The organism is Micromonospora sp. SH-82, assembly GCF_051132485.1.
Taxonomy (GTDB): Bacteria; Actinomycetota; Actinomycetes; order Mycobacteriales; family Micromonosporaceae; genus Micromonospora.
Map to the genome: position 1 here is coordinate 1846101 of NZ_CP148049.1, position 15569 is coordinate 1861669.

Annotated in this window: 10 protein-coding genes and 1 pseudogene; 6 read left to right on the plus strand and 5 right to left on the minus strand. The window is 71.7% G+C overall.

What is annotated here, in order from left to right:
* Window positions 1-62: 62 nt before the first annotated feature.
* Window positions 63-2291, minus strand: coding sequence for a protein kinase domain-containing protein (locus WHN02_RS08625; protein WP_434742853.1), 2229 nt, complete (start codon window positions 2289-2291; stop codon window positions 63-65).
* A 201-nt stretch (window positions 2292-2492) separates the two neighbouring features.
* Between WHN02_RS08625 and WHN02_RS08630 the strand changes: the two genes are divergently transcribed.
* Together WHN02_RS08630 and WHN02_RS08635 are read left to right on the plus strand one after the other, a co-directional pair.
* Window positions 2493-4076: an acyl-CoA mutase large subunit family protein gene (locus WHN02_RS08630; RefSeq protein ID WP_434742854.1), complete on the plus strand. Its 1584-nt coding sequence runs from the start codon at window positions 2493-2495 to the stop codon at window positions 4074-4076.
* A 454-nt stretch (window positions 4077-4530) separates the two neighbouring features.
* Window positions 4531-5791, plus strand: a pseudogene (locus tag WHN02_RS08635) (amidohydrolase).
* Here WHN02_RS08635 and WHN02_RS08640 read toward each other — a convergent pair.
* Window positions 5748-6803, minus strand: a complete 1056-nt coding sequence (locus tag WHN02_RS08640; RefSeq protein WP_434742855.1) for a DUF4349 domain-containing protein — start codon at window positions 6801-6803, stop codon at window positions 5748-5750. The pseudogene WHN02_RS08635 and the gene WHN02_RS08640 overlap by 44 nt on opposite strands.
* A gap of 114 nt (window positions 6804-6917) precedes the next feature.
* Here WHN02_RS08640 and WHN02_RS08645 point away from each other — a divergent pair, with 114 nt between their 5' ends.
* From WHN02_RS08645 to WHN02_RS08655, 3 genes are all read left to right on the plus strand, one after another.
* Window positions 6918-7547, plus strand: a complete 630-nt coding sequence (locus WHN02_RS08645; protein ID WP_434742856.1) for an MBL fold metallo-hydrolase — start codon at window positions 6918-6920, stop codon at window positions 7545-7547.
* Window positions 7548-7551: 4 nt separating this feature from the next.
* On the plus strand, window positions 7552-8469 hold the full coding sequence (locus WHN02_RS08650; protein WP_434742857.1) for a hypothetical protein: 918 nt from the start codon (window positions 7552-7554) through the stop codon (window positions 8467-8469).
* A 128-nt stretch (window positions 8470-8597) separates the two neighbouring features.
* Complete coding sequence (locus WHN02_RS08655; RefSeq protein WP_434743876.1) at window positions 8598-9323, plus strand: SCO6745 family protein; 726 nt, start codon at window positions 8598-8600, stop codon at window positions 9321-9323.
* Between the two features lie 73 nt (window positions 9324-9396).
* Here WHN02_RS08655 and WHN02_RS08660 read toward each other — a convergent pair whose 3' ends face one another.
* The gene (locus WHN02_RS08660; protein ID WP_350899260.1) at window positions 9397-9852 is read right to left on the minus strand and encodes a gamma-glutamylcyclotransferase; all 456 of its coding nucleotides are present in this window, start codon (window positions 9850-9852) and stop codon (window positions 9397-9399) included.
* Between the two features lie 106 nt (window positions 9853-9958).
* Here WHN02_RS08660 and WHN02_RS08665 point away from each other — a divergent pair, with 106 nt between their 5' ends.
* Complete coding sequence (locus WHN02_RS08665; RefSeq protein WP_350899262.1) at window positions 9959-11362, plus strand: NAD(P)H-quinone dehydrogenase; 1404 nt, start codon at window positions 9959-9961, stop codon at window positions 11360-11362.
* A gap of 342 nt (window positions 11363-11704) precedes the next feature.
* Here the strand turns inward: WHN02_RS08665 and WHN02_RS08670 are convergent, their stop codons facing one another.
* Both WHN02_RS08670 and WHN02_RS08675 read right to left on the minus strand, forming a co-directional pair.
* Window positions 11705-13753, minus strand: a complete 2049-nt coding sequence (locus WHN02_RS08670) for an ABC transporter ATP-binding protein (RefSeq protein ID WP_434742858.1) — start codon at window positions 13751-13753, stop codon at window positions 11705-11707.
* The gene (locus tag WHN02_RS08675) at window positions 13750-15483 is read right to left on the minus strand and encodes an ABC transporter ATP-binding protein (RefSeq protein ID WP_434742859.1); all 1734 of its coding nucleotides are present in this window, start codon (window positions 15481-15483) and stop codon (window positions 13750-13752) included. Before WHN02_RS08675 ends, WHN02_RS08670 begins: the two co-directional genes overlap by 4 nt.
* Between the last annotated feature and the right edge of the window lie 86 nt (window positions 15484-15569).

Below are 15569 nucleotides of genomic sequence, written 5' to 3' on the forward strand. Positions count from 1 at the left end.
CACCTCCCCGGGGAGGGCAGGTGCGAGGAGGCCCGCCGTCGGTGGTCGGGTCGAGGGGTCGGTCAGCCGCTTCCGGTGAGCTGGAAGGACTTCACCATCTCGTCGAAGATCGGCTTGCTCTCCTCGAACCGGTCGTGTCCGGAGGTGAGGTAGAAGGAGTACGCCTTCCCGTCGTGCACGACCCCACGCCACACCCCGTGCCGACGCTGGTCGCCGTCACCGCAGGTGTACTCGAACTCGGCCGCCGCCTTCCCGGCCAGCTCCGTCTCGCCCATGGTGATCTGGTTGTACGGCTTCGCGCAGGTGTTACGGGTACGCAGACCGTCCGAGGCGACCTCGGCCCAGCGTAGGGAGGTGGTCCCGAAGTTCTCCACGATGATCCGTACCCGGCGGCCGGAGTCCTCGGGGTCGGTGAAGTCCACGAAGCTGCCCCCGGTGGCCCGCTTCCAGTCCTTGGGGACCATCACCCGCACCCCACGGGCGGAGTGTTCCCGCAGCTCAAGATCGGAGCCGACCGGCTCGGCGGTGGCCGAGGGGCCGGCCACCGGCTGCTGCTCGGGGCTCTCCTCGTCGCCTCCGCCCAGGGCGATCATCCCGATCACCAGCACCAGGACCAGCCCGGCGGCGGCGGCGACCTGGGTCCGGCGCGGCCAGCCCTTCACCGTGGCGACGAGTCGGCCCGCCCTGCCCTTCGCCGGGCCCTCTCCGGTCGGCCCGGACGCAGACGTGTTGGCCCAGGGCTGGCCGGTCCCCGGAACCGACCACTGGTTGCCGCCCCCGTAGGGGCTCCCACCGGCCGGTGGACCCCAGGCGGGTACGGCCTGGGTGGCGTCGGTGCCGGCCCCACCCACCCCGAACCGTTGGGTCGCCTCGGCCTGTCCGGCCCCGAACCGTTGGGTGGCTTCGGACTGTCCGGCCCCGAACCGTTGGGTCTCGTCCGAACGGTTGCCGTAGACGCCGGAGGCGGCCTCGGCCGGTCGGGCACCGAAGGGTCCCGCCGGGGAGGTCGGCCGGGCGCCGAACGGGTTCTGCTTGCTGGTCCCGAACGGGACCGCCTGGGTGGCGTCCGCCGCCGGCCGGGCCGCAGCGGCCCGGTCCTCGGCGCCCAGCCGCAGGGTCTCCTCGGCCGAGTCGCCGGTGGCGGGCTTGCCCGCCGGGGTCGGCATCAGGCCGGTCGGTGCGCCGGCCGAACCGGCCGCCCCGTCGGCACCCGGGGTCTGCTTCGAGTTCTCGCCCTTGGCGAGCGCGGCCAGTCGGTCGGTCAGCGACTCACCGGGGCCGATCATCGCCGACCCGCCGATCGCCCCGGTCGGCTTCGGTCGGGGTTTCGCGGCGGGCGTCGGCGGGGTCACCGGGCGCTGCGGCGGCACCACCGCGTACGGGTCGGTCACCGAGTGGACGGCGGTGGCGTTGCTGGTCAGCGCGCCGGTGAGCAGTTCACGCAGTTGGGCCCGGGCGGTGTGGACGTCCATCCGCCGGGCCGGGTCCTTCTCCAGCAGACCCATCAGCACCGGGGTCAGTGGACCGCTGCGCGAGGGCGCGGCGGGCGGGTCCTCCACCACTGCGTGCATCGTCTCGATGGGGTCGCCCCGGTCGAACGGCGGTCGGCCCTCCACCGCCGTGTAGAGCGTCACGCCCAGCGAGAACAGGTCGCTGGGCGGGCCGAAGTCCTGTCCCATCGCCCGTTCGGGGGAGATGAAGTGCGGGGACCCGAGGACCATCCCCGGCGTGGTGAGCTGCACGTCGGTGGGCATCCGGGCGACACCGAAGTCGGTCAGCACGCAGCGCCCGTCGGTGCAGATCAGCACGTTGGCCGGCTTGACGTCGCGGTGCAGGACCCCGATCGAGTGCGCCACCTCCAGCGCGCCGAGCAGGGCGATGCCGATCTTGGCGACCGCCCTCGGAGCGACCGGCCCGTCCTCGATCACCATGTCGGCGAGGCTGCGGGCGTCGAGGAGTTCCATCACGATCCACGGGCGACCACTCTCGGTCACCACGTCGTACACCTGAACCACCGCCGGATGCTGGATGGCGGCGGCGGCGCGGGCTTCGCGCAGGGTCCGTTCGTACATCGCGTCGCGGTCGCTGGGGGCCAGCCCAGGGGGAAGGATGACCTCCTTCACCGCGACGTCACGACGGAGCAGGGTGTCTGTGGCACGCCAGACCGTGCCCATACCACCGTTCCCCACCGGGGAACGCAACGAGTATCGGTCACCGATGGTGGTGCCGGGTGCCGCACGTCCGTTCGAGGGACTGGCTGGTCCGCCGCTCCACGTCGGAATCTGAGTCACAGAAAGGCCACCGGGGGAGTTCGAGGGGGGCTGGGACACAACCCCCCTATCTTGCTTGTTCAGACGCCCGATGCGAAACCCGACGCGGCGGACGATTATTTGAACGGTCGGTTTGACCCGGCGGTTCACCCCCGGCACCGACCCCGTGGTGTGCGGTATCCCTCATCCTGGCCGACGGGGGTTCCGTCCTACCATCCGGAGATGAGCGAACGGCGGTCGAGCGAGTCCGGATTCCCGATCAAGGACGTCTACACGGCGGCTGACCTCCCCGAGGAGCTCGACGAGCGGCTCGGTGCCCCGGGCGGATATCCGTACACCCGTGGGGTGTATCCCACCATGTACACCTCCCGGCCGTGGACCATGCGACAGTACGCCGGTTTCGGCACCGCCACCGAGTCCAACGCGCGATACCACCAGTTGTTGCGCGCCGGCACCACGGGTCTCTCCGTCGCCTTCGACCTGCCCACCCAGATGGGGTACGACTCGGACGACCCGATCGCACACGGTGAGGTCGGCAAGGTCGGGGTGGCCATCGACTCCATCGAGGACATGCGGCTGCTCTTCGCCGGGATCCCGCTGGACAAGGTCTCCACCTCGATGACCATCAACGCGCCCGGCTCGGTGCTGCTGCTGCTCTACCAGCTGGTCGCCGAGGAGAGCGGGGTGGCCGGGGGGCAGCTCAACGGCACCATCCAGAACGACATCCTCAAGGAGTACATCGCCCGGGGGACGTACATCTTCCCGCCGAAGCCCTCGCTGCGGCTGGTCGCCGACACGTTCGGTTACTGCCGTACCGAGGTGCCGAAGTGGAACACCATCTCCATCTCCGGCTACCACATGGCCGAGGCCGGCGCCTCGCCCGCCCAGGAGATCGCCTTCACCCTGGCCAACGGGGTGGAGTACGTCCGGGCCGCGCTCGCCGCCGGGCTGGCGGTGGACGACTTCGCCCCCCGGCTGTCGTTCTTCTTCGTCGCCCGGACCACCCTCCTGGAGGAGGTGGCGAAGTTCCGTGCCGCCAGGCGGATCTGGGCCCGGCTGATGCGCGACGAGTTCGGTGCCCGGAACCCGAAGTCGATGATGCTGCGGTTCCACACCCAGACCGCCGGGGTGCAGCTCACCGCCCAGCAGCCGGAGGTGAACCTGGTCCGGGTGGCGGTGCAGGGGCTGGCCGCCGTGCTCGGGGGCACCCAGTCGCTGCACACGAACAGCTTCGACGAGGCGATCGCCCTGCCCACCGAGAAGGCGGCCCGGTTGGCGTTGCGTACCCAGCAGGTGTTGGCGTACGAGACGGACCTGACAGCCACCGTCGACCCGTTCGCCGGGTCGTACGTCGTGGAGGCGATGACCGCCGAACTGGAGTCGAGCATCGACGCGTTGATGGCCCGGGTCTTCGAGTACGGGTCGTCGGTGGAGGCGATCGAGGCGGGGTTCCAGAAGCGGGAGATCGAGCAGTCGGCGTACCGGATCGCTCAGGAAATCGACTCGGCGGACCGGGTGGTGGTCGGGCTGAACCGGTTCACGGTGGACGACGACGAGCCGTACGAGCCGCTGCGGGTGGACCCGGCGATCGAGGCGGCGCAGGCCGGACGCCTGGCCGAGCTGCGTCGGTCCCGCGACGCCGGGGTCGTCGACCGGTGCCTGGCCGAGGTGCGGGCGGCGGCGACGGGGACCGGGAACGTGCTCTACCCGATGCGGGAGGCGCTGCGGGAGCGGGCCACCGTCGGCGAGGTGTGTGGGACGTTGCGCGAAGTCTGGGGTACCTACCGCCCCAATGATCGGTTCTGATCCTCCGGGGCGGCGCGCCGGCGACGACGACGTGATGATCTAGGTCGTCCGGGGTACTCGAGGTGATCTCAGAACGCACAGCGTGTGCGGTCTGTGGGAGGTGCGGCGTGTGAGCGTCGGACCGGCCGTCGCCGGGAGTCGTCGGGTAATTGTCGGAGCGTCAGGTGATCAGTCCGGCTAATGCCACAATTTGGAACGTAGCTCTCGGTGGTCGGCATCGTTTTTTGGGATCGCCGGCCGGTTACGCTTTGTAGGAGGTGTGGGGCAGATGACGGCCTTCGACCCCGATCTACCTGCTGTCCCGCAGGTTACCGACCCCGTACGGGAAGGTTTCGGTGACACTCAGCGATCGGATTACTACCGTAACGAGGTTGCGCAGCGTCACCGTCGGCGGTCTAGGCTGTCTGCTGTTCCGCCCGATGATCCATCCGTTTCTACTGATCGAGATGTCGCTGTGACGAGTGCGTTGACACTGCCCGGAGCCGGTCGACTGGCAACTGCGGAACCGCTGGAGTTCCCCGGATCCCAGCCGCTGCCGGCGGAGCTCGACCACCTTCTCGCGCTGCGCGTACCCGGACTGGTCGCCACCCGCCGTCACATCCACTCCCACCCGGAACTGTCCGGTGAGGAGTTCGAGACCGCCGCGCTGATCGCCCGGGAACTCTCCCTGGCCGGGCTGAACCCACGGCTGCTGCCGAAGGGCAACGGCGTCATCTGTGACGTCGACGGGCGCCCCGACGGTCCCGTGGTGGCGCTGCGGGCCGACATCGACGCCCTCCCGCTGACCGACGCCAAGGACGTGTCGTACCGGTCGACGGTGGACGGCGTCTGCCACGCCTGCGGCCACGACGTGCACACCACCAGTCCTGCTCGGAGTCGGCATGCTGCTGGCCCAGCTCGCCGACCTGGGGCAGCTCGACGGCCGGGTCCGGCTCATCTTCCAGCCGGCCGAGGAGGTCCTGCCCTGCGGCTCGCTGGAGGTCATCGAGGCCGGTGGCCTGGAGGACGTCGTCCAGATCTTCGCCCTGCACTGCGACCCGAACCAGCCGGTGGGGAAGGTCGGTCTGCGGGTCGGCCCGATCACCGCCGCCGCCGACAACGTCACCGTCCGACTCAGCGGACCGGGCGGGCACACCGCCCGCCCGCACCTGACCGTCGACCTGGTCGACGCCCTCGGTCGCCTGGTCACCGAGGTGCCGGCCCTGGTGAGTCGGCGGGTGCCGGCGAACAGTGGCCTCCTGCTGGTCTTCGGCCACGCCTCAGCCGGCACCCGTTACAACGTCATCCCCTCCGAGGCCTCGGCCTCCGGCACCCTGCGGGTGATGGACCGGGCCACCTGGGACCAGGTACCGAAGATCGTCGCCCAGGTGATCCGGGACGTCATCGCCCCGACCGGGGCCACCGTGGACCTGGAGTACCTCCGTGGTCGACCCCCGGTCACCAACGACGCCCGGGCCATCGACATCCTCACCGCCGCCACCGCCGCCGCCCTCGGTCCCGAGGGGGTCGCGGAGACGCCGCAGAGCATGGGTGGTGAGGACTTCTCCTGGTACCTGGAGCACGTCCCCGGCGCGCTGGCCCGCCTCGGCGTCGGACGGGCCAGCCCCAACATCGACCTGCACCGACCCACCTTCGACGTGGACGAACGGGCCATCCCGGCCGGGGTGCGGGTCATGGTGCAGACCGCGCTGCGGGCACTGGCGGCGGCTCGCTAGCCGGTCCGGTCGGACCGGTAGCGGGGTGGGCACCAGCCGAGGGCGGGGCGCCGGACGGGTCGACCACCGGCGTCCACGTCGGGCCGACCGGGCGGCCGGGCGGCGGGGGCGGCGGGTTCCGTCGCCGCCTGCGGCGGAGCACCACCACGAGCGCCCCCACCGGTACGCCGATCAGCAGCAGCCACGGCAGGACGGCACCCAGCACGGTCAGCAGCACCGCCACCGACAGCCCGAAGGCATCCCAGCCGGCGCGCAGTCCGGTCAGGAACCCGGTCCTCTCCTCGTCGACGGGAGCGGCGTCCGGGCCGACCAGCGTCACCGAGATCGTGGAGAGCGCGGTCAGGTCGGCGAGTCGACGCTTCTTCGCCTCCAGGGAGGCCAGGTCCGCCTCGCGGCTGGCGAGTTCCCGCTCCACGGTGACCAGGTCACCGATGTCCTCGGCCTGGGCCAGCAGTCGGCGGGCGCTCTCCACCCGGGCCTTCTGGGTGGTGATCCGGGCGTCGAGGTCGACCACCTCCTCGGTGACGTCCTCGGTGACGATGTTGCGGGACTCCTGCCGACCGAGCTGTGCGAGCTGGTCGAGAACGGCCGTGAACCGCTCCGCCGGGATCCGCAGCGTCAGTTCGGCGCGGGCGTCGGCCCCCCGGCTGCGCCGTTCGTCGCCGCCGACGAAGCCCCCGGCGGTGGTCGCCGCCGTGACCGTGGCGCGGGCGGCCTCCTCCACGTCCTGCACCTGGACCCGCATCGTCCCGGTGTAGACGATGGACCGCTGGTCGATCCGCAGGTCCGCCCCGCTCGCCTGGCCCTGCGCCCCGGGGCCACGTTCGGCCGGGGCCGGCGCCCCCGCCCGGGGGGCGTCCGCCGCCGGACCGGCCCGGTCGGCAGTCGACTCACTGCGGCCCGCCGAGTCACTACCACCGCCACCGCCGCCGCACCCGGCCACCGCCAGGACCGCCACCAGCCCCACTCCGGCCAGCGCGGACCCGCGCCGCCGTCCTCCCCGTGTCCTCATCCCTGCTCCGTCCGTCGGGATCGTGATCTCTTACCTCGGACGCGGCCCGGAGCCGTCGCGGTTCCGGCAGACTGCGGCCGAGGACGTCACGATCGAGTAAAGCGAGGAGACGCGATGAAACTGATCAAGTACGCCCACTCCTGCCTCCGGATCGAGCATGACGCAGGCGTGCTCGTCGTCGACCCCGGCGGCTTCAGCGAGGCGGAGACGGTCCTCGACGGGGCGGACGCCGTACTGGTCACCCACGAACACCCTGACCACCTGGACGTCGAGGCGATCACCCGTCGACTCGACAGGCGGCCCTTCGTCATCCACGGTCCGGCCGCGCTCGCCGGGATCCTCGGCGACGCCGCCGAGGCGCTGCGACCTGTCGAACCAGGACAGTCCTTCGACGCGGCCGGGGTCCCCGTGCAGACGTACGGGGGTCGCCACGCGGTGATCCACCCCGACATCCCGGTGGTCGACAACATCGGCTACCTGCTCGACCGGACGGTCTACCACCCGGGGGACGCGTTGTTCGTACCGGACGTGCCGGTGGACACCCTCTTCGCCCCGATCCACGCGCCCTGGTCGAAGTTCTCCGAGGTGGTCGACTTCATCCGGGCGGTCGCCCCACGACGGGCCTTCGCCCTGCACGACGGGCTGCTCAACGACAACGGACTGGCGGTGCTCGACCGGCAGTACACGGCGCTGTCCGACTGCGAGTACGCCCGGCTGGCCCCGGGCACCCGGCTGCCCGGCTGACCCGGTGTCCGATCCCGACCACGAGTCCGCCCAGCGGTTGTACGCCACGCCGCCGGAGCGGTTCGTCGCCGCCCGTGACGCCGCCGTGGCCGCCGCCCGGCAGGCCGGTGACCAGGCCGCCGCCCGTCGGCTCGCCCGGCTGCGTCGGCCCACCGTCGCGGCGTGGCTGGTCAACCTGCTCGCCATCGAGCGTCCGGACCTCGTCGCCGACCTGGTGGACCTCGCCACCGAGCTGCGCACCGCCCAGCGCGACCTGCGCGGACCCCGGCTGCGGGAACTCACCACCCGACGCCGGTCGGTGGTCGGGGCACTGGTCGCGGAGGCCCGCCGCCTCGCGGTCGGGGTGGCCGGTGGCCCGTCGGCCGGGAAGCTCCCGCTGGCCGAGGTCGAGGCGACGCTGACCGCCGCCCTCTCCGACCCGGACGTGGCCGGGCAGGTCCGAGCCGGTCGGCTGCTGCGGGCGGCGAGCTACGCCGGGTTCGGGGAGGTGCCCCGCCCACAACTGCGCCTGGTCACCGGCGGCGACCAGGAGCCGACCGAATCCGCGCCGACACGTCGACCCACCGGCCCCGACCGGGCCGCCCGCGCGGCCCGCGCCGAGCGGGACCGCCGCCGCCGGGCACTGGAACGGGAGTTGACGAAGGCCCGTACCGACCAGGAGCGGGCGGAGGCGGAGCTGACCGACGCCACGGCGACCGAACACGCCGACGGTGCCGCCCTGGCCGACCTGGAGAGCGAACTGGCCGACCTGGAGCGCCGCCGGGCCGCCGCCGAGCAGGAGCTGTCCCGGGCCCGGCGGACCCGCCGGGCGGCGGAACGGAGCCTGACCGCGGCCCGGCGGCGTACCGGTGAGGTGGAGGCCGCGGTGGAGGCGCTGACCGCGCAGGGGGATGCGGACCACGATGGGCAGGAGGCAGACTGATCACGATGAATGACGGCTTTCAGCGCGGCAGCGGGGCGGAGGCGGCCCGGCGGTCCCGGACCCCGGGCCGGTCGACCCCGGTGAGCCTCACCCCGGAGCGGGTGGCCGCCGCCGTCCGGCCGGAGGTCATGGCGTTCGGCGACGCGTTCGCCCGCTGGCCGGGCACCCTACGCCGGGCCCGGCAACTGGGCATCTCCAGCTGGACGTTCCACGTCGCCGGTTGGGCGGGGGCGCTGGGTGACGTCTCCGCCGCCACTGTCTCGTCGGCACTGGGGTTCCTCGCCCCGGAGGCGGTGGCCGAGGGGTGGGACGGGGTGAGCCGGTTGGTCCGGCCGACCGAGGTGGCAGCAGCCAGCCTCGCCGAGTGCTGCCGGTGGGGTGACGAACAGCTCGCCGACCTTCCCGGAGTGGACCGCCTGGTCCTGCTCCTGGACCGGGCGGTCGAGGCGGCCGACGCCACCGGGATGCCGCTCTTCGCCGCCTGGCGGTCGATGCCGATGCCGGCCGGTGCCCTGGGCGCCCGGGCCGCCGTCGGGCTGCGCCTGCTGCGCGAACACGTCCACGGCGCGTCCCTGATCGCCATCCGGGCCAGCGGAATGACCCCCCTGGAGGCGGTGCTCACCTCCACCGACGGGGAGGCCACCGCGATCACCTGCGGGTGGCCGCCCCCGTACCCGCCGGTGGGGGCGCTGGTCCGCCGCCGGTTCTGGGCCGACGCGGCGACGGACCGGTTGGTCTCCGCCGCGTTCGGGGTGCTCACCCCGGCCGAGGGCGGGGAGCTGGTGGAGTTGGTGGGCGCGGCCCGCCGACAGGTGACCGGCACCGGGACGTCGCCGGGGTGGGGTGCGGTGTGACGCGGTCCGGTCCTGCGGCCCCCGCTGGGCGGGGTGGGCGGTGGCGGCGCAGACTGGGAGGGTGGGAGAGGTGCTACGCCGTGGCGGTGCCGGTGGGGCGGGACCGCAGATCGGTGACGTAGTCGTCCGGCGCGCCCGCCTTCTCGGCGGCGTTCGCGATCTCCGAGAGGTACCACGAAGTGGGCAGGCCGCCCTCGTACCCGTCGAAGACGTAGATCCCGGCGGTCACGTCCCCGTCCAGGGTCGAGACCCGGACCCGCAGCGTGCGGTACGTTCCGGCGGTGACCCCCTCGATCTCGTCGAGCTGGGCGGCGTCGTAGGGGTGGATGTCGTAGAGGGCGACGAAGACCCGGTCGCCGGGGGACTCGACGACGGTGCTGACCGCGCCCTCCCACCCGATCACGCCCTCGCCGGCGAAGGTGAGCCGCCAGCCTTCCAGCCAGCCGATGCCGACCATCGGCGAATGCGGACAATAGGCGCGCATCCGGGCGGGGTCCAGGTTTGAGCCGTAGGCGGCGTAATGACGCACGGCGATGACGATAGCCCGACAGGTGGGTGGGGGAGAATACGACGGTGCGTGTCGAACGCGATGGGGAGAAGAAAGTCACTGTGGGCATGAGCGAAGGGCGAACCCGGTGAGCCAGATCGTGATCATCGGCGGCGGGCCGGCCGGCTACGAGGCGGCGCTGGTCGCCGCGCAGTTGGGCGCACCGGTCACCGTGGTGGAGGCAGAGGGGGCCGGGGGTGCCTGCGTGCTCTCCGACTGCGTGCCGTCGAAGACCTTCATCGCCAGCTCACAGGTGGTGACCGGGTATCGGGACACGGAGGACTTCGGGGTTCTCTCCGACGGCCTGGAAGCGGTCACCGTCGACGGGAGGGCCGTCAACGAGCGGGTGAAGCGGCTCGCCCTGGCGCAGTCCGCCGACATCCAGGCCAAACTGGTGAAGGCCGGCGTGACCTTCGTGGTGGGCACCGCCCGGATCGGCGAGGACACGCTCGGTCACACCCACCGGGTCGTCGTCACCCCCGCCGACGGTAGCGGTGAGTATTCGATCGCTGCCTCGACGGTGCTGATCGCCACCGGTGCCACCCCCCGCCAGTTGCCCACCGCCGTCCCCGACGGGGAGCGCATCCTGACCTGGCGTCAGGTGTACGACCTCCCCGCGCTCCCCGAGCACCTGATCGTGGTGGGGTCCGGGGTCACCGGCGCCGAGTTCGCCGGTGCGTACCTGGCCATGGGGGTGGAGGTCACCCTCGTCTCCAGCCGGGACCGGGTGATGCCACACGAGGACGCCGACGCGGCGATGGCCATCGAGCGGGTGTTCCGGTCCCGGGGGATGAGCATCCTGAACAACTCCCGGGCCGAGGCGGTCCGGCGCAGCGGTGACGAGGTCGAGGTCGAACTCTCCGACGGCCGGAAGGTGACCGGGTCACACGCCCTGATCGCGGTCGGCTCGATCCCGAACACCGCCGACCTGGGTCTGGCCGAGTACGGCATCGAGCTGGCCCGGGGCGGGTACGTCAGCGTCGACCGGGTCTCCCGGACCAACGTGCCGGGGATCTACGCCGCCGGTGACTGCACCGGGGTCCTGCCGCTGGCCAGCGTCGCCGCGATGCAGGGGCGGATCGCGATGTGGCACGCCCTCGGCGAGGCGGTCCGGCCGCTGCGGCTGCGTACCGTCTCGGCGAACGTCTTCACCGATCCGGAGCTGGCCACCGTCGGCGTCTCGCAGAACGAGGTCGACGCCGGCAAGATCCCGGCCCGTCCGGTGATGCTTCCGCTCTCCGGTAACGCCAGGGCGAAGATGGACGAGATCTCCGACGGGTTCGTCAAGCTGTTCTGCCGACCGGCCAGCGGGCAGGTCATCGGCGGGGTGGTGGTCGCCCCCAGGGCCAGCGAGCTGATCCTGCCGATCACCATGGCGGTGGAGAACAACCTCACCGTCAACGAGTTGGCCCAGACGATCACCATCTACCCGTCGCTGTCCGGCTCGATCACCGAGGCCGCCCGGCAACTCATGCTCCACGAACTCGAATGACCACCTGTTGATCATGGGTCGGCGGTCGCCGTGGGAGACCGGAGGTGCCGTCCGATCCCTGATCGTCCCACCTGCGGATGGCGGAGGGTGGTGACGGGGTCACCGAAGTGGCCCAAACGGGTGTGGTCAGGGTGGTCGGAGGGCGGGGCAGGTCGGCGACGGGGGGTCCGGCGACGTACCGTTGTCGGCGCGCACCGGCGCGCGCCGGACCTCGGTCCCGGCGACCCGGCTGCGTAGGGCCGCCGGCAGGTCCCGTGCCGGCGGCCCACCCGTACCGCCGGTCACGCCGTGGGCCGGACCCGGACTACCGGTCCGACCCACGACCGCGCCCCACCGGGCGGGTCAGCCCGCGACGGGTTCCGGTGTCGCCTCGGTGTCGGTGGTCACCGGTTGGGTGAACTGGGCCTGGTAGAGCCGGTGGTACGCGCCCCGGGCGGCGAGGAGTTCCTCGTGGGTGCCCTGCTCGACGATCCGGCCCTGCTCCATCATCAGGATCAGGTCGGCGTCGCGGATGGTGGAGAGCCGGTGGGCGATGACGAAGCTGGTCCGGTCGGTCCGCAGCGCCGCCATCGCCCGCTGCAGGAGCACCTCGGTACGGGTGTCGACCGAGCTGGTCGCCTCGTCCAGGATCAGCAGGGACGGCTCGGCCAGGAACGCCCGGGCGATGGTGACGAGCTGTTTCTCCCCGGCGCTGACGTTGCTGCCCTCGGCGTCGATGACGGTGTCGTACCCGTCGGGGAGGCTGCGGACGAACCGGTCCACGAAGGTGGCCCGGGCGGCCGCCATGATCTCCTCTTCGGTGGCGTCCGGGCGGCCGTACGCGATGTTGTCCCGGATGGTCCCGTTGAAGAGCCAGGCGTCCTGGAGCACCATCCCGACCCGTCCGCGCAGGTCGTCGCGGCGCAGGGTGGTGACGTCCACCCCGTCGAGGGTGATCCGTCCGGAGTCCAGCTCGTAGAAACGCATGATCAGGTTGACCAGGGTGGTCTTGCCGGCCCCGGTCGGCCCCACGATGGCCACCGTGTGGCCGGGCTCGGCGACCAGGGACAACTCCTCGATCAGCGGCTTGTCGGGGGCGTACCGGAAACTGACGTTCTCGAAGGCGACCCGGCCGCGCGGCTCGCGGACCCGGGCCGGTTCGGCCGGGTCCGGGGTCTGCTCGGTGGCGTCGAGGACGGCGAAGACCCGTTCGGCCGAGGCGACACCGGACTGCAGCAGGTTGGCCATCGACGCGACCTGGGTCAGCGGCTGGGTGAACTGGCGGGAGTACTGGATGAAGGCCTGTACGTCGCCGAGGCTCATCGACCCGGAGGCCACCCGCAGGCCGCCGACCACGGCGATCACCACGTAGCTGAGGTTCCCGATGAACATCATCGCCGGCATGATGATCCCGGAGATGAACTGGGCGCCGTAGCTGGCCCGGAACAGTTCGTCGTTCTTCGCGTGGAAGGCCGCCTCGACCTCGCGCTGCCGACCGAAGACCTTGACCAGCTCGTGCCCGGTGTACGCCTCCTCGATCTGCGCGTTCAGCTCGCCGGTGTGCGTCCACTGGGCGATGAACCGGGGCTGCGACCGCTTGGCGATCTGCTGGGTGACCACCACCGAGGCCGGGACCGCCACCAGGGCCACACAGGCCAGCAGCGGCGAGATGACGAACATCATCACCACCACCCCGAGCACTGTGAGCAGGGCGGTGAGCAGTTGACTCAGCGTCTGCTGGAGGGTCTGCGAGATGTTGTCGATGTCGTTGGTGACCCGGCTGAGCAGCTCCCCCCGGGGCTGCCTGTCGAAGTACGGCAACGGCAACCGGTTGAGCTTGTCCTCCACCTCCGCGCGCAGCTTCAGCACGGTCCGCTGCACGACGCCGTTGAGCAGCCAGCCCTGCCACCACATGAGCAGGCTCGCGGCCAGGAACAGCCCCAGCGCCAGCAGCAGGACCCGGGTCAGCCCGGCGACGTCGATGCCCGCACCGGGCACCAGGTCCATCCGGGCGAGCATGTCGGCGAAGCTGTCGTTGCCGGCGGCCCGAGCCTGCTCGACGGCCTGCTCGGGGGTGCTGCCCGGGGGTAGGTCCCGGCCGATCACGCCGGTGAAGATGATGTCGGTGGCCTGGCCGAGCAGCTTCGGCCCGATCACCGTGAAAGCGACGCTGACCACTGCCAACGCGACCACGGCGAGCAGCTGCAGGCGCTGCGGGCGGAGCCGTCGTAGGAGTCGGCGTGCCGACGGACCGAAGTTCATCGACCGTTCGGCGGGCATCCCCTGGGTCATGAAACCGCCACCCCGGTGGCCACCGCCGCCGGCCGGTAACCGGCGGGGCGTCACCTCGGCCTCCGGCCCGCCCTCCGGTTCCTGACCGTCCTTCTGCTCCGGTACCTGTGGCGAGGTCATGCCGGCACCCCCGTGCTCTGCTGCGACGCGACGATCTCGGCGTACGTGGGGCAGCTGTCCAGCAGCTCCGCGTGGCGGCCCACGCCGACCACGGCCCCGTCCTCCAGCACGACGATCTGGTCGGCGTCGACGATGGTGGAGACCCGTTGCGCCACGATCACCACTGCGGCGGTCGCGGTGACCGGCCGCAGCGCGGCCCGCAGGCGGGCGTCGGTGCCGAGGTCGAGCGCGGAGAACGAGTCGTCGAACAGGTAGATCTCGGGCTGGCGGACCAGGGCGCGGGCGATGGCCAGCCGCTGCCGCTGACCACCGGAGACGTTGGTCCCGCCCTGGGAGATCGGCGCGTCGAGGCCCTCCGGGAGCGCCTCGACGAAGTCCCGCGCCTGGGCGATCTCCAGGGCCTCCCAGAGCTGGTCGTCGGTGGCGTCCGGATTGCCGTACCGCAGGTTGCTGGCGATGGTGCCGCTGAACAGGTACGGCCGCTGCGGCACCAGCCCGATCCGACGCCACAGTTCGTCGGGTTCGAGGTCGCGGACGTCGACCCGGTCGACCAGGACCGTCCCGGCGGTCACGTCGACCAGGCGGGGGACCAGCGAGAGGAGGGTGGACTTCCCGGCGCCGGTGCTGCCGATGATCGCTGTGGTCTGTCCCGGCCCGACCTGGAAGGAGACGTCGTGCAGCACCGGGGCCGCCGCCCCCGGGTACTGGAAACGGACGTTGCGCAGTTCCAGCTCGGCGCGGGCGGTGACCTCCCGGACCGGCCGGGCGGGCGGCTCCACCGACGGCTCGGTGTCGAGGACCTCGACGATCCGCTCGGCGCAGACCGCCGCCCGGGGGACCATCATCAGCATGAAGGTGGCCATCATGACGGCCATCAGGATCTGCATGAGGTACTGGAGGAACGCGGTGAGCGCCCCGACCTGGATCGCCCCGGCGTCGACCCGCTGGGCACCGAACCAGAGCACCGCGACGCTGGAGACGTTGAGCACCAGCATCACGATGGGGAAGATCAGGGCCATCAACCGCCCGGTACGCAGGGCGGTGGCGGTCAGTTCGGTGTTGGCGACGGCGAACCGCCGGGTCTCGTACGGCTCGCGGACGAACGCCCGGACGACCCGGATGCCGGTGATCTGTTCCCGCAGTACCCGGTTGACGGTGTCGATCCGGGTCTGCATGAGTCGGAACCCGGGGACCATCCGGCGGATGACGGCGGCGAGGGCGAGGGCCAGGACCGGCACGCTGACCAGCATCAGCCAGGACAGGCCGAGGTCCTCGCGGAGCGCCATCACCACTCCGCCGACGCTCATGATCGGCGCGGCCACCATCATGGTGCAGCTCATCAGGACCAGCATCTGGACCTGCTGCACGTCGTTGGTGTTGCGCGTGATCAGCGACGGGGCGCCGAACTGTGCCACCTCGCGGGCGGAGAAGCTGTTGACGTGCCCGAACAGGGCCGACCTGACGTCCCGGCCGAACCCCATGGCGGTACGCGCACCGAGCCGGACGGCGACGATCGCGCACCCGATCTGGAGGACGCTGACCAGCAGCATCCACCCCCCGGTGCGGATGATGTAGCCGGTGTCGCCGCGCGCCACCCCGAGGTCGATGATGTCGGCGTTGAGGCTGGGCAGGTAGAGCGACGCCATGGTGCCCACGAACTGGAAGAGCACCACCAGCCACAGCGTCCGGTGGTACGGCCGCAGGTGCGTCCGCAGCAGCCGGATCAGCATGGAACCCCCTCGTTCGGTGGCAGACGGGGCCCGGCGTCGGCCGGGGCCAAGCGGACGGTACGCCTGTCGACGACGACGCGCTGCCC

Bases quoted from the DNA above. Each gene is read 5' to 3' on its own strand.
- WHN02_RS08675 (WP_434742859.1), bottom strand. From the start codon at position 15,483: ATGCTGATCCGGCTGCTGCGGACGCACCTGCGGCCGTACCACCGGACG.
- WHN02_RS08670 (WP_434742858.1), bottom strand. From the start codon at position 13,753: ATGACCTCGCCACAGGTACCGGAGCAGAAGGACGGTCAGGAACCGGAG.
- WHN02_RS08645 (WP_434742856.1), top strand. From the start codon at position 6,918: ATGAAACTGATCAAGTACGCCCACTCCTGCCTCCGGATCGAGCATGAC.
- WHN02_RS08640 (WP_434742855.1), bottom strand. From the start codon at position 6,803: ATGAGGACACGGGGAGGACGGCGGCGCGGGTCCGCGCTGGCCGGAGTG.
- WHN02_RS08630 (WP_434742854.1), top strand. From the start codon at position 2,493: ATGAGCGAACGGCGGTCGAGCGAGTCCGGATTCCCGATCAAGGACGTC.
- WHN02_RS08655 (WP_434743876.1), top strand. From the start codon at position 8,598: ATGGCGTTCGGCGACGCGTTCGCCCGCTGGCCGGGCACCCTACGCCGG.